Source organism: Streptomyces hiroshimensis, from assembly GCF_014650335.1.
Taxonomy (GTDB): Bacteria; Actinomycetota; Actinomycetes; order Streptomycetales; family Streptomycetaceae; genus Streptomyces; species Streptomyces hiroshimensis.
Window position 1 is genome coordinate 304,152 of sequence record NZ_BMUT01000011.1, and the last position, 21,952, is coordinate 326,103.

Consider the following 21,952-nt stretch of genomic DNA (forward strand, 5'->3'; position numbering starts at 1 on the left):
CCGATGGCTCACTAGGATCACCCCGTGGACACCCGACTCCTCCGCACCTTCCTCGCCCTCGCCCGCACCGGGAGCTTCACCGCCGCGGCCGCGGAGCTGCACCTCGCCCAGTCCACCGTCACCGTGCAGATCCGGGCGCTGGAGAAGGAGCTGGGCACCCGCCTCTTCGACCGGCTGCCCCGGGGCGCGTCCCTCACCGCGGCGGGCCGCCGCCTGATCGAGGAGGCCGAGGCCGTGCTGGACGCCGAGTCCCGCCTGCGCGCGGCCGTCGCGGCCGAGGGGCCGCCGGCCGGGCGCGTCGTCGTGGGCGCGGGGGAGACCTTGTGCTCGGCCCGCCTGCCCGGCGTCATCGCCGCCCTGCGCCGCTCCCACCCCGGCATCGAGGTCGACCTGGCGCCCGTCGGCACCGCCGCCGCCGTGGAAGGACTCCGCACGGGCCGGCTCGACATCGCGCTGCTGCTGGAGGAGGACGTCTCCTTCCCCGACATCGCCGCCGAACCCCTCGCCCACGAGCCGCTGGTCCTCCTCTGCGCCCCCGGACACCCCTTCGCCCGCCGGCCCGCACCCGTCACCTGGGAGGACCTGGCCGGCGAGACCTTCTTCCTCCACGAGCAGGGCTGCTCCTACAGCGACCGCCTCGCCCACCGCCTCCTCTCCCTCCCCGGCGCGCACCTGCGCCTGACCCGCTTCGGCAGCATCGAGGCCGCCCGGTCCTGCGTGGCGGCGGGGCTCGGCCTGACGCTGCTGCCGCGCGCCACCGCCGAGGACGCCCTGCGCGAAGGCCGCCTGGCCGCGGTGGCCGGGCCCCCGTTCCCCGATGTGCCCGTCCAGGTGGCACGGCACCGCAGGCGCTGGGTCTCCCCGGCCGCGCAGGCGGTCGTCGCCGAACTCGCGCGGCACTTCCCGGCCCGGACGGCCGCCTCCTAGCCGCGCGCGGGCCGCCTCCCGGAGCGCCTGACCCGGGCGGGCAGGACCGATCGAGGCTCAGCGGGGCCGCTCCAGGCCGGCCAGGAGTTTCTCCGGCAGCAGGGGCAGGTCGCGGACCCGTACCCCCGTCGCGTGGTGCACCGCGTTCGCGATCGCCGCCGCGGTGCCGACGATGCCGATCTCCCCGATGCCCTTGCTCCCCATGGGGTTGAGCCACGGGTCGTGCTCGTCGATCCAGTGCGCCTCGATGCCGCGGACGTCCGCGCACGCCGGCACGTGGTACGAGGCGAGGTCCCGTTCGGCGAAGTCGCCGAAGCGGGCGTCCATCGTGCTGCCCTCCATCAGCGCCATGCCCACGCCCATCGTCATGCCCCCGATGAACTGGCTGCGTCCGGTGCGGGCGTTGAGGACGCGACCGGCGGCGAAGACGCCCAGCAGGCGGCGCAGACGCACCTCCCCGGTGTCGGTGTCGACCGCGACCTCCGCGAACTGCGCACCGAAGGACGCCTTCGCGTGCGGCGGGTCGGAGGCGATGTCCTCCCCGGTGTCGGCCGTGGCGGTCAGGCCGTCCGTCGGCAGCGTGCCCCCGCGCTCGTCGATCATCCCGACCAGCGTGCGGCAGGCCTTGTGCACGGCCCATCCCCACGAGCCGGTGCCGGCGGAGCCCCCGGCGAGCGGCGCGGCCGGCAGCGCACTGCTGCCGATCTCGACGGCGACCAGGTCCTGCGCGACGCCGAGCGCCTCGGCCGCGATCTGTGCGAGGACGGTCCGGGCGCCCGTGCCGATGTCGGTGGCGTTGACCCGGATCCGGTAGCGGCCCGCCCCGGTGACCTGTGCCTGTGCCGAGGAGGGCATGAGGTAGACGGGATAGAAGGACGACGCCACCCCCGAGCCGATCAGCAGGCGGCCCTCGGTGCGCGAGCGGGGCCGGGGGTCGCGCGCGTCCCAGCCGAAGCGGCGCGCCCCTTCGCGCAGGCACTCGACCAGGTGCCGGCTGCTGTACGGCTTTCCGCTGTCCGGGTAGGTCGCGGTGTCGTTGCGCACCCTCAGCTCGACCGGGTCCACCCCGGCGGCGCAGGCGAGTTCGTCCATCGCGCACTCCAGCGCGTACATCCCCGAGGCCTCGCCCGGCGCCCGCATCCACGACGGGCTCGGGACGTCGAGCGCGGCGACCCGGTGCGTGGTGCGGCTGTCGAGGGAGACGTACATGGCGCGCGAAGGGGCCGCCGCCTGCTCCACGAACTCGCGGACGGTGGAGGTCTGGGTGGTGACCTCGTGCGCGAGCGCCGTGATCACGCCGTCCTCGCCCGCGCCGAGCCGCATGCGCTGGATGAGCGGCGGCCGGTGCCCGACCACGGCCGCGAGCTGAGCGCGCGGCAGCACGGCCTTGACGGGTCTGCCGGTGTGCCGGGCGGCCATGGCGGCCAGGACGACCTGCGGGCGGGGCGTGCCCTTGCAGCCGAAGCCGCCGCCCACGTGCTCGGCGACGACCGTGATCCGCTCCTTGTCCATCCCGAACAGGGCGGCCAGCGTCTCCTGGACGGCCGTCGCGCCCTGGCAGGAGTCGTGGGCGAACAGCCGGCCGTCCTCCCAGCGGGCGGTCGTCGCGTGCGGTTCCATCGGGTGGTTGTGCAGGCCGGGCAGCGTGTACGTGGCGTCGATGCGGACGGGGGCACGCGCGTAGGCGCCGTCGAAGTCACCGCGCTCGCGGCACGCCGGAATGCCCGAGTTGGCCTCCTCGGGGAAGTACAGGCGCGGGTGCTCCGGGGTCAGCACGGCGTCGTGCTCCTCGGGCGCGTACGCGACGCGCACCGCGGCGGCCATCGCGCGGGCCGCCTCCGGGGTCTCGGCGACCGCCAGCGCCACGTACCAGCCGCGGTGCGGCACCCGGTCGTTCTGCAGCACGAGCAACGTGCGGTCCTCCACGTCCTTCAGACGCGGCGCGTTCTCGTGCGTCAGCACGGCCAGGGCACCGGGCTCGGCCATCGCCGCCCCGGTGTCGACCGACAGGACCCGGCCGAGGGCGACCGTGGCGGGCACCGGCCAGGCGTACGCGGTGCCGGGCGGGGTGTGCTCGGCGGCGTAGCGGGCGGATCCGGTGACCTTCTCGCGGCCTTCGAGCCGGACGGGATCGGTGCTCATGAGCCGGTCTCCTCCTCGCCCGGTGCGGCGAGCCCGGCCAGCACCCGCACGGCCAGGTTGCGGGCGAGCCGCACCTTGAAGGCGTTGTCGCGCAGCGGCTCGGCGGCCGCCAGCTCGGCCTCGGCGGCCTCGGCGAAGGACTCCTCGGTGGCCGGGGCACCCCGCAGCGTGCCCTCCGCGACGCGCGCCCGCCAGGGCTTGTGGGCCAGACCGCCGAAGGCCAGGCGCACGTCCGCGACCCGGCCCGCGCGGACGTCGAGCGCCGCGGCGACGGAGGCGAGCGCGAAGGCGTACGAGGAGCGGTCGCGCGCCTTCCGGTACGCGGACCGGCCCGCGGGAGGGGCCGGCAGCCGGACGGCCAGGACGAGCTCGGCCGGCTCGACGACCGTGTCGCGCTCGGGCTCGTCCCCGGGAAGGCGGTGGAAGTCGCAGAGCGGGACGGTGCGTTCGCCGCCGGGCCCGCGCAGCTCGACGACCGCGTCGAGCGCCGCCAGGGCCACGGCCATGTCGGAGGGGTGCGTGGCGACGCACTGCGCCGAGTGGCCCAGCACCGCGAGATCGCGGTGCACTCCTTCGCGGGCCGGGCAGCCGCTCCCGGGAACCCGCTTGTTGCACGGCTTGCCCACGTCCTGGAAGTACAGGCAGCGGGTGCGCTGGAGGAGGTTGCCGCCCGTGGTGGCCGTATTGCGGATCTGCCCGGAGGCGCCCGCCAGCACGGCCTGGGACAGGGCGGGGTAGCGCGCCCGCACGGCCGGGTGGGCGGCGAGGTCGCTGTTGCGGACGCCGGCCCCGATGCGCAGCCCGCCGTCCGGCGTCTCCTCGATCTCCGTGAGCGGCAGGCGGCTGACGTCCACCAGCAGCCCGGGGGAGGCGACGCCCAGCTTCATCAGGTCGACCAGGTTGGTGCCGCCGCCGAGGAACATGCCGCCGGGAGAGGCCGCGAGGGCCGCGATCGCCCCGTCCACGTCGTCGGCGCGCGTGTAGGCGAAGGCCTTCACCGCGTCACGTCCCCGATCGCGGCGACGATGTTCACGTAGGCCCCGCAGCGGCACAGATTGCCGCTCATCCGCTCGCGGATCTCGTCGGGGGAGAGGGGGACGGGCACCCCGGGCGGCCCCGCCGCGAGCGGTGTCACGTGGGAAGGCGCGCCCTCGCCCGCCTCGGCGATCATCCCCACCGCGGAGCAGATCTGCCCCGGTGTGCAGTAGCCGCACTGGAAGCCGTCGTGTTCGAGGAACGCCGCCTGGAGAGGGTGCAGATCGTCCCCGTCGGCCAGCCCCTCCACCGTGGTGATCTCCGCGCCGTCGTGGGCGACGGCCAGCAGCAGGCAACTGTTCGCCCGCCGCCCGTCGACGAGCACCGTGCACGCCCCGCACTGCGCGTGGTCGCACCCCTTCTTGGCCCCGGTGAGCCCCAGGTGCTCGCGCAGGGCGTCGAGCACGGTCGTGCGGTGGTCGAGTTCCCTGCGGTGGGCGACGCCGTTGACGTGCAGGGTCACGGGGGAGGTGGTCTGCGGTGCGGCCACGGTGCCTCGCCTTCAACTGATGTCCCTCCGGCACCGTCACGAGGTCCCCGCTGCGCCCCCGCGCAAACGCACCGGACCCGCACTGCACCCGTTCGGTGCAGCCCGGCTGCCTCGCGCGGCGCGGGAGTGAGCGGGAATGAAACGATCACGGGCGGCGGTTCGGACCAGGAGAGTCCGCGACCACCGGAAGGCGCCCGCATGACCAGCTCACCATCCCCCGCCCCGACCCCGACCCCGGCCCCGGCCCCCGCCGCCCCGCTCGCCGGCCGTGACGTCGTCATCGTCGGCGGCGGCTCGGGCATCGGCCTGGAGGTCGCGCGGCGCGCCGTCGCGGCCGGCGCGCGCGTCGTGCTCGGCGGGCGGAACGAGGAGAAGCTCGCCGCGGCCGCGCAGTCGCTCGGGGACCGGGCGGGCTGGGCAGCGGTGGACACCACCGACAAGGAGTCGCTGGCCCGCTTCTTCGACGGCATCGACCGGATCGACCACCTCTTCACCCCGGCCGCCTCCTACCGGGTCGGCCCCATGCGCGAGTTGAGCGACAGCGACGCCGAGAGCCCCTTCGTGTCCAAGTTCTGGGGCCAGTACCACGCCGTCAAGTACGCGGCCCCGAAGCTGACCGCGGACGCCTCCGTCGTCCTGATGTCCGGCGCCGCGAGCGTACGCCCCCCGGCAGCCGCCCCCGCCTACGTCGCCTGCAACGCCGCGATCGAGGGGCTGGGGCGCGGGCTCGCCGTGGAGCTCGCGCCCGTGCGCGTCAACGTCGTCTCGCCCGGCACGGTCGACGGCAACCTGTGGGCGCAGCGCCCGGCCGAGGTGCGCGAGGCGAGCTTCGCGCAGTACGGCAGGGACAGCCTGCTGCACAGGCCCGGGACGGAGGGCGAGATAGCCGACGCGGTGCTCTTCCTCTTCACGAACACTTTCATGACGGGATCGACGCTCTACCCGGACGGCGGGTACGCCCTGCGCTGACCGCGAGGGGGCCCCGGGCCGTATTTCCGGCCCGGGGCCCCGGCGCTCACGCGGTCCTCGGATCCGCTACGGCCCGCTACGACCCGCTGCCGTACGGGCGGGTGAGCACCTCGAGGTAGTGGCCGGACGGGTCGGGGAAGTAGACGCCCCGTCCGCCGTCGTTGTGGTTGATCTCGTTCGGCCGGGTGCGGTACGGGTCGGCCCAGTACGGCACTCCGGCTTCCTTGATCCGCGCGAAGATGCCGTCGAAGGACTCCTCCGGCACCAGGAACGCGTAGTGCTGCGGGACGATGTTCTCGGGCTGGTCGCTGGTGGCGAAGTCCAGCGCGACGCCGTTGCCGGTGACGACGGGGACGAACGGCCCCATCTCCGGCGCGACCTCCAGGCCCAGGACGTGCGCCAGGAACTTGGCGGACTCCTGCTTGTCCCGGGAATGAACGATGGTGTGATTCAGCTCGACTGACACGATGCAATGCCTCCACAGGCATCTCCCGGACACCGGCCCCGCTCTCACCCGGATGGTGACAGCGACCGGTGCCCGTCAACGACCATAAACGGCCGTCCCGCGAGATGTCATGAGACTTCGGACCTACTCCGTAGGCCTACTCCGAAGGCCTAGGCCGGAGGCCCGGGTCAGTGCCCGCGCGCGATCCACTCCGGCAGGTCCGGGGCCTCGCCGCCGACCGTCGTGCCGTCCCCGTGGCCCGTGCGCACCACGGTGTCCGGCGGCAGCGACAGCAGCCGCTTGCGGATCGAGTCGATGATGGTGGGGAAGTCCGAGAAGGACCGGCCCGTCGCGCCCGGCCCGCCGTGGAAGAGGGTGTCGCCGGTGAAGACCGTACCCAGCGCCGGCGCGTACAGGCAGACGCCGCCGGGGCTGTGGCCGGGGGTGTGCAGCACCGTCAGCTCGACGCCCGCCACGGACAGCACCCGGCCGTCCGTCAGGTCCCCGTCGGGCGCGGTGTCCGGGTGCGTCTGATCCCACAGCACCCGGTCGTCCGGGTGGAGCAGGACCGGGGCGCCCGTGCGCGCCGCTAGCTCCGGAGCCGCGTCGATGTGGTCGTTGTGCGCGTGCGTGCACAGGATCGCGACGAGCCGGCGGTCGCCCACGGCCTCTGCGATCGCCTCCGCGTCGTGGGCCGCGTCGATGACGACGGCCTCCTGGTCGTCGCCCACGATCCAGACGTTGTTGTCGACCTCCCAGACGCCGCCGTCCAGGGCGAACACGCCGGTGGTCACCAGGTGCTCGACGCGGGCCTTCCCGCCGTCCGGCGTCGTCTCCGCCGCGCTCACAGCAGCACCACCGAGCGCAGCACCTCGCCCTTCTCCATGCGGTGGAACGCCTCCTCCACCTCGTCCAGCGCGATCGTCTCGCTGACGAACGCGTCGAGGTCGAGGCGGCCCTGCAGATAGAGGTCGATCAGCATGGGGAAGTCCCGGGAGGGCAGGCAGTCGCCGTACCAGGACGACTTCAGCGCGCCGCCGCGCCCGAAGACGTCCAGCAGCGGCAGCTCCAGCTTCATCTCCGGCGTGGGCACGCCCACCAGCACCACGGTCCCGGCCAGGTCGCGCGCGTAGAAGGCCTGGCGGTACGTCTCCGGGCGGCCGACCGCGTCGATGACGACGTCGGCGCCGAAGCCCGCCGTCAGCGACCGGATCGCCTCGACGGCGTCCGTGGAGGAGGAGTTGACGGTGTGCGTGGCGCCCAGGGCCTTGGCCTGCTCCAGCTTGGCGTCGGAGAGGTCCACCGCGATGATCTTCGCGGCGCCGGCCAGCCGGGCCCCGGCGACCGCCGCGTTGCCCACGCCGCCGCAGCCGATGACCGCGACCGAGTCGCCCCGGCCCACCTGGCCGGTGTTGATCGCCGCGCCCAGGCCGGCCATCACGCCGCAGCCCAGCAGGCCGGCGGCCGCGGGCGCCGCGGCGGGGTCGACCTTGGTGCACTGCCCGGCGGCCACCAGCGTCTTCTCCGCGAAGGCTCCGATGCCCAGCGCGGGCGAGAGCTCCGTGCCGTCCGTCAGCGTCATCTTCTGCTTCGCGTTGTGCGTGTTGAAGCAGTACCAGGGGCGGCCGCGCAGACACGCCCGGCACTGACCGCAGACCGCACGCCAGTTGAGGATCACGAAGTCGCCCGGAGCCACTTCGGTCACTCCGTCACCGACCGACTCGACCACACCGGCAGCCTCGTGGCCGAGGAGGAACGGGAATTCGTCGTTGATTCCGCCTTCCCGGTAGTGCAGGTCGGTGTGGCACACCCCGCACGCCTGGATCTTCACCACGGCCTCGCCCGGGCCGGGGTCCGGGACGAGGATCGTCTCGACCCGCACGGGATCGCCCTTGCCTCGTGCGATGACACCGCGTACTTCTTGCGCCATGGGGGTGCTGCCTTTCTCGGTGGTCGGATCTTGTGTCGGACCGTCCCCCACTCTGCGCGGGAAACCGGATCGTGTCCAACATCCCTGACCGATCACATTCAGCAGTTCTGCTGATCAGTCATGCCTGACGGCCGGTCATGTCCCCTGATCGGTCATCGCCAGCAGCGCACGCGCGGCCGCGGTCGGCTTGCCCGCCGCCGGCACGGCCACGGCCACCTTCCACAGCGTCGGCCCCTCCAGCGGCACCGCACTGAGCCCGCGCGCCTGCTCCTTGAGCGTCACCGGGCGCGGCACGACCGCCGCGCCCAGGCCGCGCGAGACGAGGTCGAGCAGCGTGTAGACGTCGTTGACCTGCAGTGCGACCTTGCGGGCCACGCCCGCGTCGGCGAAGGCGAGATCCGCGGCCCGGCGGGCGCCCCAGTCCGGGTGGAGGTCCACGAACACCTCCCCGGCCAGCCGCGCCAGCGGCACCGGCCCGCTGAGCCCGGCCAGCGGGTGGTCCGCACGGCACAGCAGCATCAGCGGCTCCTCCGCCACCCGCCGCAGCCGCACCCCCTCGTGGAAGCCGTCGTGCACGACGAACGCCACGTCGAGCTCGCCGCGGCGCACCTGCTCCAGCAGCCGCCCCGAGCCCGCCTGCTCCATGTGCACCTCCACCTGCGGATGGAGCGCGTGGAAGGAGGCCAGCAGCGCGGCGGCGTCGACCGTGCCCATGCACTGCTCGGTCCCCACCGAGAGCGTGCCGCCCATCAGCCCCTGCACCGCCGCGACGGCCTCCCGGGCCGCCGCCGCGCACGCCAGCGTCCGCCGCGCCTCCACCAGCAGCGCCCGCCCGGCGTCCGTGAGCCCCACCCGCCGCGTCGTACGGAGGAACAGCTCGGCGCCCAGCTCCCGTTCCAGGGCCCGCACCGAGGCCGACACCCCCGACTGCGCCACCCGCAGCCGCTCGGCCGCGTGCGTGAAGTGCTGCTCCTCGGCGACGGCGACGAAGTGCTCTAGGTGTCTGAGTTCCATGATTCAGCATCGTAAGTGCTGGATCACGGCCTCCCCGCGGGGCCTTGCGGTCCGTGCCCGTGGCGCGTGCCCCCGGCACGGCCGCTCTGGCCGATAGGGGGTCCTCCGGTACCGCCCGTCGGCCATTCGAACGCCCCGTCACACCCGTCCCGGCAGCGCTTCCCGGCCAACTCCTGCACCTGCGGAACCACTGCCTCACAGCCCACACCTGCTCCGGAGGCCTCGGCGGCCTTCTCGCGCGTGGCCGGTCCTCACCCTGCGGTGCAGTCAGGAAGCGAAGTGCCTGTCTACTCTCCCGGGCCATGCGCAGATCACTGTTCGGACGCCTCGGGCTGTCCGCCACCCTCGCCTCTGTCGTCGCCCTCATGGGCCTGGCCCAGCCGGCCTCCGCCGCCGACACCCCTCCGATGACCGTCACCGTCGACAAGGCGTCCGCGACGCCCGGTTCCACGGTGAGCATCACGCTGAAGTTCACCAACGACCAGACCACGAACACCCAGTTCGTGTACCAGTCCATACAGCCGACGTGGAGCACCTCGCAGGACCCCGCGCTGAAGTACGCGTTCGCCTCCTGCACCGGCGACGTGACCAGCTGCAACGTCACGGGCAAGCAGAGCGGCTCGATGAACTACGCCGTGCCGATCCTCCCCGGCGCCAGCCGCACCGTGACCCTGACCTACAACGTCGCCGCGGACTCGGCCTGCGGCCCGAGCCGCCGCATCGAGTTCTACACCTACCTGTACTACGAGTACCAGGGCGGTCAGGCCAAGAAGGACGGCGTCCACTCGGTCGGCACCGACATCGCCTGCAAGACGCCCGCGGCCCTCGGAAAGACGGTCCGCGCCGGGCGCTGAGCCACGCTGGACCCTCGCTGCACGAAGCCGTAGGTCCGGCCCGGCCAGGAGCGCGCCCTGGCCGGGCCCGGGCGCGCACCCCGGGGGTCAGTCCGCGGCCAGGTGCTCCGCGAAGAACGCCTCGATGCGCCGCCAGGCGTCCGCGGCCGACGCCGGCTCCGGGCCGATGCCCATGACGGCGCGCATCACCGGCCGCAGCAAGGGCGGCACGTTGTCGGCGTGGTTGAGGAACGAGTGCCCGGCGCCGGGATGGACCGTGACCTCGTGCGGGACGCCCGCACGCTCCAGGGCCTCCCTGAGCGGGCCCGCGTAGCCACGGAACGCCCGGTCCTCGGCGCCGTATTGGGCGATCACCGGGCACGCGCCCTGCATCGCCGCATCCACATCGGAGGGCGGCCTCCCGTAGTTGGCCGCGGCCGCGGCGTAACGGCCCTGCCCCGCGAGGACGAGGGCGAAGCCGCCGCCCATGCAGAACCCGATGACACCGACCTTCCCCGTACAGCCGGGATCGGCCAGCAGCCGCTGCCGGGCGGCCTCGATGTCCCCGTACACCGGCCCCCGGCCGGAGAACAGCGACCGCATCGCCGGCACCAGGCAGCGGTAGGGGGAGCGGCCGCGGTAGAGGTCGGGCATGAGGGCCAGGTAACCCGCCTCGGCCATCCGCTCGTTGAGCCGCCGGTTGACGGCGTCGGCGCCCACCGCCTCGAAGAGGACGACCACGCCCGGCCGGGGTTCCTCCCCCGGTGGCCGCGCGAGATGGCCGCGGAGCCCCGGGGCCCCGCCGTGCCGGACGGCGAGCTCCGACAGATCAACGAGTTCGGCCATCCCGCGACGTTACGTCAGGAACGACTTCCTCCGCCATCGAACACCGGCCGGATCCGCGGCGCGGCCGTGTCACCCCGCCCACGACGGCCGGGCCCACGCGGACGGCGAGCCCGGCGCGGGGCCGTCCCCCTCGGGCGTGGGATCCGGCAGGTCCACGGCCCGCGCGGCGAGCCCCTCCCGTGCCCGGTCGCGCGCCCGGCCGCCGGCGGTGACGGCCACCGTCCACAGCGGCTCCAGCCGCGCGCCGCGCCGCGACTTGGCCCGGGACGTGCCGATGCCGAGGTGCACGGCGCGGGCCCCCAGCTCGTGGGCGAGCCGGAGCGGCTCGTAGAACATCAGGCCGAAGTAGCAGCCGCGCGTCCCGGGGCGGGACTCGTCGACGCCGATCAGGCGCACCCACAGCACGTCGCGGTAGTGGAAGACCAGGTGGCAGCCGACCGTGCGGCCCGCGAGCCGGGCCCGCACGACATAGGCGCCGGGGAGCTCGGCGCAGCGGGCCAGATAGCGGGAGAAGCGCGAGCCCGGCCGGTCGTAGACGGAGCCGTACATGCGCTCGTGCAGCGCGAGCAGGTCGCCGGTGTCGTCGTCGGGGCCGGTCAGCGGGCGGGTGGAGAAGGCCAGGCCCGCCATGGTGTACCGGCGCAGGTCGTCCTTCACCTGATGGCGGTGGGTCTTCTCCAGCCCGGCGAGATAGCCGTCGAAGCCGGTGCCGGGGACGTCGAGCCAGGCGTCCCAGGCGATCAGGCCCGCCGGGTGGCCCGCCGTTTCGAAGGCGGCCGCGGGCCCGCTCGGCAGATACGGCAGGAGGGCGGCCTCGGGCGCGGGCTCCCGCTCCCCGGGGGCCAGGAGGCCCTCGGCGACCTCGTCGGCCGGCAGCCTCTCCGGCCCGTAGCGCAGTTCGTTGAGATAGCCCGTGCGGGGGCCTGCGACGACGCAGCGTTCGGCCGGGAGCCGCCCGTGGAGGAGGAAGCCCGGGTGGTAGCGCGCGGTCTGCACGGCCGGGCCGTCGGTGAGGGGGGTCAGGGCCGCGGCGCGCTCCCGCGCGCACATCAGCAGCCAGCGGTACCGGTGGCCGTGCCCGTGCAGCAGCTCCAGCCAGGAGTCGCTGCTGTACAGGCCGCGCGCCGGGGCCAGGGGATGGTGTGCGGTCGCTTCCGGCAGTGATGCGTACGCGTACGAGCCGATCACTTGGTCCTTTCCGCCGCTGCGGTCACGGACACCCGGAGCGCCGGCCGTCGCCGCCCGTCGCTCCCGGTCGTCGAATATAGCGGGACCGCGCCGCCAAATGGGGCAAACGAGGACGGGAGACGGGAAGCGGCGGCATTCCCTCCGAAGGGGTGAAGAGAGGGAAACGGAGGGCATCTCCGCCCGTCGGGAGGGGAAAGGTGAGGGACCGGGCCGGCCGTGACCGGCCGCGGTCGGCGCGTCGAGCCCGTCGCGCCGTGCAAGAAGGACGAAGGACTGGAATCACATGGCAACAGGCAAGGTGAAGTGGTTCAACGCGGACAAGGGCTTCGGCTTCATCGCGCAGGACGACGGCGGCCCCGACGTGTTCGTCCACTTCTCGGCCATCCAGACGCAGGGCTTCAAGGAACTGCACGAGGATGACCGCGTCTCCTACGACGTCACCCAGGGCCCCAAGGGGCCCCAGGCGGAAAACGTCGTCCGTGAGTGAGGGGCCCCTGCCCCCGCCCTACCGGCCGTTTTCGGAGACGGTCAGCAGGACGCGCCCGAACGGTCGTTCCTCGATGAGGTGACGCTGCGCCCGGGCGGCCTCCTCCAGGGGGAACTCCCGGGCGACGACGGGGTCGAAGCGGCCCTCGGCCAGCCAGCCGGTCACCGTGCGCCGCGCGGCGGCCGCCGTCGCGGGCGCGAACATGTTGAACATGTAGCCGTGGACCCGTGCGGTCCGCCAGATCAGGTCCGTCACGTCGACGGTGCCGCGCGTGCCGCCGGCGTAGCCCACGCAGACGTAGTCCCCGCCCCGGGCCAGGCAGGCGAGGGCGTCGCCCAGCAGGGGGCCGCCGACGCCGTCGACGACCACGTCCACGCCCTTGCCGCCGGTCAGGCGCGCGACACCCTCGCGCAGGGTCTCCCGGGAGAGATCGACGACGTGGGCGAAGCCGGCCGCGCGGGCCTGTTCGGCCTTGGCGGTGCTGCCGGCCGTGGAGATCACCTGGGACGCCCCCAGCTGGGCGGCCACCTGGGCGGTCCCCATGCCCACCGCCCCGCCGATGCCCGGCGCGAGCACGCTCTGCCCCGGGCGTATCCGGGCCAGTTCGGTCAGGGCGAGGTAGGCGGTGACGTGCCCGGCACCCGCCTGCAGCGCCGCCATCTGCCGGTCCGTCACCCCGTCGGGGACGGGGGACAGGGCGCTCGGGTGCTCCGCGACGTACTCGCGCCAGGTGCCGTCCACGCTCAGGCCCCGGCCCATCCCGGTGACGGCCACCCGGGCGCCTGCGGCCAGCCCCGACGTGCCCGGATCGGCCACCACGCCGACGGCCGCCCCGCCGGGCACGATCGGCAGCGGCTTGTGCAGGTCCGGTGACATCCGCCCCGCCCGGACGGTGTTGTCCAGCGGGCTGACCGTGCCGTAGGTGATGCGGACCAGGGCCTGCCCGGGCTCCGGCTCGGGGACCGGCAGATCGACCAGCCGCAGTTCGTCGTAGCCGCCGTGCTTGCCGTACTGGATCGCGCGCATGACTCTCCCTGGTTCGTTCGTGTGCGGCCGGTGCTCCGGCCGTCAGCCGGCCCGGCCGGCCAGCGTGCCCCGCAGGACGTCGGCGATCGAGGTGCCGCCGAGGGTGCTGCGCACGGCCGCCTCGGCCCCGTCGTAGACCTCTTCCAGGGCCGGCCGGATGCCCGCGCCGATGGGGCACTTCTGATTGGGCTCCGCCCGGTGGAGGGCGAACAGCGGCTCGGTCTCCACGGCCCGGTAGACGTCCAGCAGGGTGATGGCGTCCGCCTCGTGCAGCAGCCGCCAGCCCGCGCCGGCCCCGTGCAGGGCCTCGACCAGGCCCGCCTTGCGCAGCTCGCCCAGGCTCCGCCGGATGACCACCGGGTTGGTGTTGACGCTGTCGGCGATCTGATCCGAGGTCACCACGTCCCGGCCGCGGCCTTTCACGAGCGCCATCCAGGTGAGTACGTGGACGGCGACGGTGAGCCGGCTGTTCGCGGCCATGACATCCTCCTCGATCCGTCGGGCGGTTCACCGGCCCGGCGATGTAACTATTTCAGTTACGACACCGGGCTTGTCAAGATCCTCTTCCGCCGGCCCCGGCTGCGCGCCCGCCCCGGAGCCCGCGCCTCACCGCCCCACGGCCGCCGCCATCCGGCGCACCGCCTCGGTGAGCACCTCGGGCGAGGCGGCGAAGTTCAGCCGCACATGGCCCGCCCCGCCGGTGCCGAAGGGGATGCCGCTGCTCAGCGCGACCCGGCCGCGCTCCAGGAAGACGGCCGCCGGGTCGTCGCCCAGCCCGAGCGCCCGGCAGTCCAGCCACGCCAGGTAGGTGCCTTCCGGACGCATGTACCGGATCTCCGGCAGGTGCTGCTCCAGCAGTTCGCCGAGCAGTCTCCGGTTCTCGTCCAGCGCCGTCAGGACGGCGTCGAGCCAGTCGCCGCCGTCCCGCAGCGCCGCGGTGTGCGCCACGACCCCGAAGTGGCTGGGGCCGTGGCCGACGATCTCGGGCAGCCGGGCCAGCTCGTTTGCCGCGGCCGGGCCCGCCACGGCGACGGCCGCCTTGACGCCCGCCAGGTTCCAGGCCTTGGAGGCGGAGAGCAGACAGAAGGCGTTCTCCGCGCCGGGCACCGACAGATACGGCACGTACTGCGCGCCGGGCAGCACCAGCGGCGCGTGGATCTCGTCGGAGACGACGCGTATCCCGTAGGCGTTCGCGAGCTCCGCCACCGCCGTCAGCTCGGCGCGGGTGTGCACCGCGCCGGTCGGATTGTGCGGATTGCACAGCAGGTACGCGGCCCGCCGCCCGCCCGCCGCCGCCCGCCGGAACGCATCCTCCAGGGCGCTCGGGCACAGCCGTCCGTCCGCGTCCAGCGGGGCCTCGACCACGCGCCGGTCCTCGTGCTCCACGAACCCGAAGAACGGCGGGTACACGGGCGGGCTGACGACGACCGCGTCACCCGGACCGGTCACCAGCTTCAGCATCTCGACCGAGCCGCGCATCACGTCCGCGACGGCCGCCGTCCGCTCGACCGCCAGGCCGTCCCAGCCCCAGCGCTTCCTGGCGAAGGAGTCCAGGGCCTCGGCGTACGCCGTCCCGGAGGAGGGATAGCCGGTGTCGCCCAGGGCGAGCGCGCCGGTCAGGGCCCGCGTCACCGCGCCGGCCGGCATCGCATCCATCTCGGCCACCCACAGCGGCAGGACGTCCGCCGGATAGGTGCGCCACTTCGCGCTCGTACGGCGCCGCAGTTCGCCGAGGGAGAGCCGGCGCAGGGGATTGCCCCCGTCGCCGGACGCGGGGAAACCGGACACGCGGGCATCGGATGTGCGGGCATCGGACACGCAGTCATCGGACATGCAGATCATTGTCCGAACGCCGGGGCGGCGCCGGTAGTGGGGCATTCGAGCCGGGCCCGGGACCGGGCCCGGCGCCGCGCGGCCCTCACGTCTCCGCCGCCCCGCCCTCCTGCCGCCCCGGCGCCCAGCCGCGGTGCGCCGGCTGCCGGCCCGCCGGCTGCGGCGGCGCGGGGGTGTCGGGTACGTGCGGCACCTTCCGGCTCACCACCGCGCCCTGCTTGAGCGTCATCGGCTCCCCGTAGTGCTCGACCTCCAGGGCGTCGCCGTCCACCAGCTCGTACGTCGCCGTCTGCCCGGTGATCTCGACGCGCAGCCGGCGCTGCAGCACCTGCACCGTGAACGCCAGCCGGCCCAGCTGCTCGGGGAGCTTCGGCGCGAAGCCGACCGAGCCGTTGCAGTGGCGCAGCCCGCCGAAGCCGGCGACCAGCGCGATCCAGGTGCCCGCGAGCGAGGCGATGTGCACGCCGTCGCGCGTGTTGCTCTCCAGGTCGGACAGGTCCATCATCGCGGCCTCGCCCAGGTAGTCGTACGCCAGCCGCAGCTGGCCCACCTCGGCGGCCATGACGGCCTGGACGCAGGAGGACAGCGAGGAGTCGCGCACCGTCAGCGGCTCGTAGTAGGCGAAGTTCCGGGCCTTCTGCTCCTCCGTGAAGGCGTCCCCGCGCAGGTACATGGCCATGACCAGGTCCGCCTGCTTGATCACCTGCTTGCGGTAGATGTCGAAGTACGGGAAGTGCAGCATCAGCGGGTACTGGTCGGGAGCGGTACCGGCGAAGTCCCACTGCTGGTGGCCGGTGAAGCCGTTGGACTGCTCGTGCACGCCGAGCGCCTCGTTGAACGGGAGCGCCATCCGCGCCGCCGCGTCCCGCCACTCCGCCGTCTCCTCGTCGTCCACCCCGAAGCCCGCGGCGAGGTCCGGGTGGCGCTCGGCGGCGTCCGCCGCGGCCCGCAGGTTCTGCTGCGCCATCAGGTTCGTGTAGACGTTGTCGTCGGCGATGGCGCTGTACTCGTCCGGGCCCGTCACCCCGTCGATGTGGAACTTCCCCTGGTGGTCGTGGTGGCCCAGGGAGCGCCACAGCCGTGCCGTGTGGACCAGCAGCTCCAGGCCGACCTCCCGCTCGAAGGTGGTGTCGCCCGTGGCCAGCAGATAGCGCACCACGGCGTCCGCGATGTCCGCGTTGACGTGGAACGCCGCCGTACCGGCCGGCCAGTACGCCGAGCACTCGTCGCCGTTGAGGGTCCGCCAGGGGAAGGCCGCGCCCTTCAGGCCCAGCTGCTGGGCGCGGTTGAGCGCGGCGGGCAGGGTGGCGTGGCGCCACCGCAGTGGCTGCGCGGCCGCCAGCGGCGCGGTGCACGTGAGCACGGGCAGGACGAAGGTCTCGGTGTCCCAGAAGCTGTGGCCGTCGTAGCCCGGGCCGGTCAGGCCCTTCGCGGCGATGGCCCGGCACTCCGCGCGGGCACCCGCCTGCAGCACGTGGAACAGCGCGAACCGCACGGCCTGCTGGATCTCGGCGTCGCCGTCGACCTCGACGTCCGCGCGGTCCCAGAACTCCTGCAGGTACTGCTTCTGCTCGGCGCACAGCCCCTTCCAGCCCGTGCTCGTCGCGCCCGCCAGCGCCGCGTCCACCTGGTCGTGCATCGCCGGCAGCGAGCGGGTGCCCGACCAGCCGTAGGCGACGGTCTTCTCCAGCCGCAGCCGCCGGCCCGGCTGCAGCACCGAGGTGACGGTGTACCGGCTGAGATCGGCGCTGCTCCTGGAGTACGACCGCGTCTCCGCCGGGCCGTCCACGGCGTGGACGGCGGCGGTCGCGACCCTCAGCCCGCTGCGCTGGGTCCGGTGCACCAGGCGCAGCACGCCCTCCTCGGCCGAGTGCTCCTCCGCCACCAGCGGGGACTCCAGCACGGCCGCCACCCGGGGGTCCCCGCCGGCGCGGGGCAGCTGCTCGTTGGCCACCAGCTCCGACTGCAGGACGATGCGCGCCTCGCCGTCGACCGGCTCGACCTCGTAGGCGACGGCCGCGACCGCCCGCTGGGTGAAGGACACCAGCCGCGTCGAGCGCACCCGCACCGTGCGGCCCGAGGGCGACGTCCACTCCACCGTGCGGGACAGCAGGCCGGTGCGGAAGTCGAGCACCCGCTCGTGATGGAGGAGCCTGCCGTAGCGCAGGTCGAACGGCTCGTCGTCGACGAGCAGCCGGATCACCTTGCCGTTGGTGACGTCGATGACCGTCTGCCCGGACTCCGGATAGCCGTACCCGGCCTCGGCGTACGGCAGCGGGCGCAGCTCGTAGACCCCGTTCAGGTACGAGCCCGGAAGGCCGTGCGGCTCGCCCTCGTCCAGATTGCCGCGCCAGCCGATGTGGCCGTTGGCCAGGGCGAAGACGGACTCGCTCTGCGGCAGCACCTCCAGGTTGAGCTCCGTCTCGCGCAGGCACCACGGCTCGACGGCGTAGGCCGGATGGGTGATCACGTGTGCTCGCCCGCCTCTCCCAGCAGTTGCTCCAGGTCCTGGACGACCACGTCCGCGCCGTGGCTGCGCAGGGCCTCGGCCTGGCCGACGCGGTCGACGCCGACGACGTAGCCGAAGCCGCCCGCCCGGCCCGCCTCCATGCCCGCCAGAGCGTCCTCGTAGACGGCCGCCCGGGCCGGGGTCACCCCGAGCTCGCGGGCCGCCTCCAGGAAGGTGTCCGGGTGCGGCTTGCCCGGCAGCTTCCGCTCGGCGGCGACCACGCCGTCGATCCGCACCTCGAAAAGGCCGTCGATGCCCGCCGCGACGAGCACGTCGTGGCAGTTGGCGCTGGAGGAGACGACGGCCCGGCGCAGGCCGGCGGCGCGGGCGGCGTGCACGTAGCGCACCGAGCCCTCGAAGGCCTCCACGCCCATCTCCTTGATCTTCTCGAGGACGATCGCGTTCTTCCTGGTGCCCAGACCCTGGACGGTGTCCCGCTCCGGCGGGTCGTCCGGATCTCCCTCGGGCAGCCGGATACCCCGCGAGGCGAGGAACGAACGCACGCCGTCCGCGCGGGGCATGCCGTCCACGTACCGGTCGTAGTCCTCGACCGCGTCGAAGGGGCGGAAGCCCTCCCCGTCCCGCGCTCTGAGGAACGCGTCGAACATCTCCTTCCAGGCGGCCGCGTGCACGGTCGCCGTCCGGGTGAGCACCCCGTCGAGGTCGAACAGGCAGGCGCGGATGGACTCGGGAAGGCCGAGGCTCGTCATGCGGCCATGATGCCCCGTGGGGCGGGCGCGCGCCCGGCGCATACACTCGCTTGCGCCCGTCGCCCAGCAGCCGTTCCCGTCCACCCGAAGGCCGTGTACGCCCGGGCGGACGTGTGCGGAGTGCTCCGTTCAGACCCGTAAAGTGATCAAATGACCCATCCTGTTGATGCTGTCGATGCCGCCGCGGTCGCCCTGGGCGAGCGCGTCTGGATCCCCCACGACGAAGAGCTGGCCCTCGGCCGGACGTTCCTCGCCCACCGCGATGCGGTGGAGCCGCGCCTGCTGCCGGACATGCCCCGCAGCGCCGACCCTCAGGGGTGGCTCACCCAGCACGTGCTGTGGCTGGAGGACGTGGCGGCTCTCGCCGAGAACGTCCGCAACCAGTGGTACGCCCATCTGCCGACCAGTCATATGACGGCGCTGATCTCCGCCTATGCGGAGCACGCGCGCGCCGTGGCCCCGCTCGCCGCCCACCTGCGGGAGGCCTGGGCCGCGGAGTCGCCTGCGCCGCGCACCCAGGAACAGGTCACGTGGTGGGAGGAGTGGCACCTGCCCCCGGCCCAGCGCCAGCAGCTGGACGCGCTGACCCACCGTCTGATCGTGATCGGCTCGGTGGTCGTGGCGGCCGTCACGGGCGCGTGGAACGAAGCCCCGGCGGGGGGCGCCTGACCGCCGGCGCGGGGCCGGTTCGGCGCGCGGCGCCTGATCCGGCTCGGCGCCGCGCCATCAGGGTCGCCGCCCCGCGGCGGAGGTCCGGTGCGCGGCACCCCGGTTCTTCCAGGTGCCGCGGCACCTGGATCCGCCGCGGGGGAACGCACCCGGTGCGTTGCCGGGTAAGAACCCTCCGCCGCGACGGCGAGTCGTCCCGCGGTGGTGTCCGGCGGTGCCGGGCCGGCCTCGGCCGGGGGGTTCCGGAGTGGGCCCGTGTCTGTCCTGATGCCCTGGCATCTGGATCCGCCGCCGTGGCGAGTAACCCCCGCGGTGGTGTCCGGCGGTGCCGGGCCGTCCTCAGCCATGGCTGATCACGGCTCGGCACCGCCGGTCCGCTTCGCGGGGGTTGCTCGCCGTCGCGGCGGGGATTCGCGTGCTGGGCGCCAATTCCGTCCTGCGGACGTGCCGCCGGGCCGGGGCGGGCGGCGCCGCCCGCCCCGGCGCTTCAGCGGGCGGTTCAGTGCGTGGCCACGCCGGGGTGGGCCGGCAGGGCGTTCAGCCCTGCCGGGAGCGTGCCGGTGTGCACGATTCCGAGGCGTTGCGTCGCGCGCGTGAGGGCCACGTACAGGTCGCTCAGGCCGAATTCCGCCGGTTCCGTCACGATGACCGCGTCGAACTCCAGACCCTTGGCCTGCCGCGGGTCCAGCAGGACCACCGGACGCGTCAGGTCCGGTGCCGGGCCGTGGGCGGCGTCCGGGAGCGCCTCGGACAGGGCCGCGTGGTGGGCCCGCGGGGCGATCACCGCCAGCCGGCCCTCCTCCGGAAGTTCCCGCGCCACGGCTCCGGCGACCGCACGCGGCAGGTCGCCGGTGTGCAGCGCCCAGGGGCGTACGTCCGTGGAGCGGATCGAGCGCGGCGGCTCGAAGGACGGGTCGGCGGACCGCAGCACGCCCGCAGCGACCTCCATGACCTCCGCCGGCGTCCGGTAGTTGACGCCGAGCCGCACGTGCTCCCAGCGGTCCCCGACGTACGGTTCGAGGACCGTCCGCCACGCGCCGCAGCCGCCCGGCTCGGAGGTCTGCGCCGGGTCGCCCACCAGCGTCATGGAGCGCGTCGGGCACCGGCGCATCAGCAGCCGCCACGCCATCGGGGACAGCTCCTGCGCCTCGTCCACGATGATGTGGCCGAAGGCCCAGGTGCGGTCGGCGGCGGCGCGCTCGGCGGCGCTGCGGTGGTCCTCCTCCTCGTGGCGCTCGGCGAGCCGTTCGGCGTCGACGAGGTCGTGCGCGGCCAGCACCTCCGAGTCCTCGTCCTCCCGGTCCTCGAACTCCTGGGTGCGGGACCCGTAGGACATGTCGAGCACGCCCTGGGCGTAGGCGACCTGCCGCTGCCGCTCGGCCTCGGCGGCGGCGCGCGCGGCCGAGTCGTCCTCGCCGAGCAGCTCGGCGGCCTCGTCCAGCAGCGGGACGTCGGCGGGGGTCCAGGCGCCGCCCTCGCGCCGGACGGCCTCGGCGTCGGCCTCGGAGAGGTGGACGGGGTCGGCGAGGAAGTCCGCGATCAGCCGCTGGGGCGTGAGGGCGGGCCACAGCTCCTCGATCGCCGCGTGCACCGCGCTGCTGGCCGCGATCGCCTTCCCGAGCTGGGCGATGTCGTCGGGGCCCAGGAAGTTCGGCCCGCCGTAGGGGTCCGCGCCTATGCGGTCGGCGAGCTGCGTGGTGAGCGCGTCGATGACGTGGAAGGCGAAGTACGGCCGGGCGAGGTTGTGCGGCAGCTTCGTGGCGCGCGCGTGGTGCCGCGCACCTGCGGCGATGTCCGCGTCCAGCAGCAGCTCGCCGTCCTCGTGGTCGATGACGATCACGGGGTCGGGGAGGGTCTGCCGGTCGCGGACGTACGCCGCGAGGGCGTCCGCCATCGTGGCGGCGCCCTTGACCTCGGCGGCCCGCGGCGTGTCGGTCCCGGTCGCGGTCACGCCGGGGAAGAGCTCGCCGGGCGTGGCGAGCAGCACGCCCGTCTCGCCGAGCGAGGGCAGCACCTCGCCGATGTAGCCCAGGAACGCGGGGTTGGGGCCCACGATCAGCACCGCGCGCCGGGACAGCTGCTCGCGGTGGGCGTACAGCAGATAGGCGGCGCGGTGCAGGGCCACGACCGTCTTGCCCGTGCCGGGCCCGCCCTCGACGACGAGGACGCCGCGGTGCGGGGCGCGGATGATGCGGTCCTGCTCGGCCTGGATGGTCTGCACGATGTCGTGCATCCGGCCGGTGCGCGCCGCGTCGAGGGCGGAGAGCAGCACGGCGTCGGCGTCGGAGCCCTCGTGCCCGGTGCGCTCGGCGTCGGTGAGGTCGAGGATCTCGTCGTGCAGGGCGGTGACGCGGCGGCCCTCGGTGGTGATGTGCCGCCTGCGGCGCAGCCCCATCGGGGTGTGCCCGGTGGCGAGGTAGAACGGCCGGGCGACCTCGGCGCGCCAGTCGATGACGAGCGGGGTGCGCTCGGCGTCGTCGCGCCGGATGCCGATGCGGCCGATGTGGTGGTCGCGGCCGTCCCGGAAGGCGAGCCGGCCGAAGCACAGGCCCCGCTCGCCGGCGTTGAAGGCGGAGAGCAGCCCGGACTGCTCGGCCACCATGACATCGCGCTCCAGGCGCGCCTGGAAGGTGCTGCCGCCCTGCGCCAGGGCCTGCGCCACCGACGCCTCGGCTCCGGCACGCAGCTCGGCCAGGCGTTCGTGGAGCAGATCGATGAATTCTTGCTCGTTGCGCATGTCCGCGATTGACAATTCAGCTCCCGCCGGGATACGATGGCCTCATCAAGCTTCCCCCTGCCCTGTTTTGCGCAAGGCAGGGAAACATCCAATATACGCAGAGAAATCCCTCGCCCGTCAATACGGCCGAGGGATTTCCTGCTTTCCGGGGGGTCTTTCCCG

The 21,952-nt window shown here is 73.9% G+C and carries 20 protein-coding genes; 5 read left to right on the forward strand and 15 right to left on the reverse strand.

Going from position 1 to position 21,952, the window contains the following annotated elements; translation table 11 throughout:
* Window positions 1-24 precede the first annotated feature (24 nt).
* Window positions 25-927 (forward strand): LysR family transcriptional regulator, encoded by a 903-nt coding sequence (locus IE241_RS24965; RefSeq protein WP_190024069.1) that lies wholly within the window; start codon window positions 25-27, stop codon window positions 925-927.
* 57 nt (window positions 928-984) lie between these two features.
* Here the strand turns inward: IE241_RS24965 and IE241_RS24970 are convergent, their stop codons facing one another.
* Genes IE241_RS24970 through IE241_RS24980 form a run of 3 tightly spaced genes read right to left on the reverse strand, consistent with a single transcriptional unit; the run spans window position 985 to window position 4,594 of the window.
* Entirely contained in the window at window positions 985-3,069 is a 2,085-nt protein-coding gene (locus IE241_RS24970) for a xanthine dehydrogenase family protein molybdopterin-binding subunit (protein WP_190024070.1), read from the reverse strand.
* Window positions 3,066-4,067, reverse strand: coding sequence for an FAD binding domain-containing protein (locus IE241_RS24975; protein ID WP_190024071.1), 1,002 nt, complete (start codon window positions 4,065-4,067; stop codon window positions 3,066-3,068). Before IE241_RS24975 ends, IE241_RS24970 begins: the two co-directional genes overlap by 4 nt.
* The gene (locus tag IE241_RS24980) at window positions 4,064-4,594 is read right to left on the reverse strand and encodes a 2Fe-2S iron-sulfur cluster-binding protein (protein WP_190024072.1); all 531 of its coding nucleotides are present in this window, start codon (window positions 4,592-4,594) and stop codon (window positions 4,064-4,066) included. The genes IE241_RS24975 and IE241_RS24980 overlap by 4 nt, the downstream gene beginning before the upstream one ends.
* A 198-nt stretch (window positions 4,595-4,792) precedes the next feature.
* Here IE241_RS24980 and IE241_RS24985 point away from each other — a divergent pair, with 198 nt between their 5' ends.
* Entirely contained in the window at window positions 4,793-5,563 is a 771-nt protein-coding gene (locus IE241_RS24985; RefSeq protein WP_190024073.1) for an SDR family oxidoreductase, read from the forward strand.
* 76 nt (window positions 5,564-5,639) lie between these two features.
* Here IE241_RS24985 and IE241_RS24990 read toward each other — a convergent pair whose 3' ends face one another.
* The 4 genes from IE241_RS24990 to IE241_RS25005 all read right to left on the reverse strand — a co-directional run bounded on the left by IE241_RS24990 (window position 5,640) and on the right by IE241_RS25005 (window position 8,952).
* Window positions 5,640-6,029 (reverse strand): VOC family protein, encoded by a 390-nt coding sequence (locus IE241_RS24990; RefSeq protein ID WP_190024074.1) that lies wholly within the window; start codon window positions 6,027-6,029, stop codon window positions 5,640-5,642.
* Window positions 6,030-6,196: 167 nt separating this feature from the next.
* Entirely contained in the window at window positions 6,197-6,856 is a 660-nt protein-coding gene (locus IE241_RS24995; protein WP_190024075.1) for an MBL fold metallo-hydrolase, read from the reverse strand.
* Entirely contained in the window at window positions 6,853-7,938 is a 1,086-nt protein-coding gene (locus tag IE241_RS25000) for an S-(hydroxymethyl)mycothiol dehydrogenase (RefSeq protein WP_190024076.1), read from the reverse strand. Before IE241_RS25000 ends, IE241_RS24995 begins: the two co-directional genes overlap by 4 nt.
* A gap of 135 nt (window positions 7,939-8,073) precedes the next feature.
* Complete coding sequence (locus tag IE241_RS25005) at window positions 8,074-8,952, reverse strand: LysR family transcriptional regulator (RefSeq protein ID WP_190024077.1); 879 nt, start codon at window positions 8,950-8,952, stop codon at window positions 8,074-8,076.
* A gap of 302 nt (window positions 8,953-9,254) precedes the next feature.
* Between IE241_RS25005 and IE241_RS25010 the strand changes: the two genes are divergently transcribed.
* On the forward strand, window positions 9,255-9,806 hold the full coding sequence (locus IE241_RS25010) for a hypothetical protein (protein WP_190024078.1): 552 nt from the start codon (window positions 9,255-9,257) through the stop codon (window positions 9,804-9,806).
* Between the two features lie 87 nt (window positions 9,807-9,893).
* On the opposite strand, the gene IE241_RS25015 is transcribed toward IE241_RS25010, so the two are convergent.
* Together IE241_RS25015 and IE241_RS25020 are read right to left on the reverse strand one after the other, a co-directional pair.
* Entirely contained in the window at window positions 9,894-10,631 is a 738-nt protein-coding gene (locus IE241_RS25015) for a dienelactone hydrolase family protein (protein ID WP_190024079.1), read from the reverse strand.
* A 69-nt stretch (window positions 10,632-10,700) separates the two neighbouring features.
* On the reverse strand, window positions 10,701-11,819 hold the full coding sequence (locus tag IE241_RS25020) for a GNAT family N-acetyltransferase (RefSeq protein ID WP_190024080.1): 1,119 nt from the start codon (window positions 11,817-11,819) through the stop codon (window positions 10,701-10,703).
* A 283-nt stretch (window positions 11,820-12,102) separates the two neighbouring features.
* On the opposite strand from IE241_RS25020, the gene IE241_RS25025 reads away from it, so the two are divergent.
* Window positions 12,103-12,306, forward strand: coding sequence for a cold-shock protein (locus IE241_RS25025; protein ID WP_190024081.1), 204 nt, complete (start codon window positions 12,103-12,105; stop codon window positions 12,304-12,306).
* An 18-nt stretch (window positions 12,307-12,324) separates the two neighbouring features.
* Here IE241_RS25025 and IE241_RS25030 read toward each other — a convergent pair whose 3' ends face one another.
* From IE241_RS25030 to IE241_RS25050, 5 genes are all read right to left on the reverse strand, one after another.
* On the reverse strand, window positions 12,325-13,332 hold the full coding sequence (locus tag IE241_RS25030) for a quinone oxidoreductase family protein (protein WP_190024082.1): 1,008 nt from the start codon (window positions 13,330-13,332) through the stop codon (window positions 12,325-12,327).
* 42 nt (window positions 13,333-13,374) lie between these two features.
* Window positions 13,375-13,812 (reverse strand): Rrf2 family transcriptional regulator, encoded by a 438-nt coding sequence (locus tag IE241_RS25035; RefSeq protein ID WP_190024083.1) that lies wholly within the window; start codon window positions 13,810-13,812, stop codon window positions 13,375-13,377.
* Window positions 13,813-13,938: 126 nt separating this feature from the next.
* Window positions 13,939-15,120 carry a MalY/PatB family protein gene (locus tag IE241_RS25040; protein WP_229899766.1) on the reverse strand — a complete coding sequence of 394 codons (1,182 nt, stop codon included), beginning with the start codon at window positions 15,118-15,120 and terminating at the stop codon, window positions 13,939-13,941.
* A gap of 130 nt (window positions 15,121-15,250) precedes the next feature.
* Entirely contained in the window at window positions 15,251-17,635 is a 2,385-nt protein-coding gene (locus IE241_RS25045; RefSeq protein WP_190024085.1) for a glycoside hydrolase family 65 protein, read from the reverse strand.
* Complete coding sequence (locus IE241_RS25050; RefSeq protein WP_190024086.1) at window positions 17,632-18,384, reverse strand: HAD family hydrolase; 753 nt, start codon at window positions 18,382-18,384, stop codon at window positions 17,632-17,634. The genes IE241_RS25045 and IE241_RS25050 overlap by 4 nt, the downstream gene beginning before the upstream one ends.
* Before the next feature lie 150 nt (window positions 18,385-18,534).
* Between IE241_RS25050 and IE241_RS25055 the strand changes: the two genes are divergently transcribed.
* Window positions 18,535-19,053: a hypothetical protein gene (locus tag IE241_RS25055; protein WP_190024087.1), complete on the forward strand. Its 519-nt coding sequence runs from the start codon at window positions 18,535-18,537 to the stop codon at window positions 19,051-19,053.
* Window positions 19,054-19,552: 499 nt separating this feature from the next.
* On the opposite strand, the gene IE241_RS25060 is transcribed toward IE241_RS25055, so the two are convergent.
* Window positions 19,553-21,790: a HelD family protein gene (locus tag IE241_RS25060; protein ID WP_190024088.1), complete on the reverse strand. Its 2,238-nt coding sequence runs from the start codon at window positions 21,788-21,790 to the stop codon at window positions 19,553-19,555.
* Window positions 21,791-21,952 lie beyond the last annotated feature (162 nt).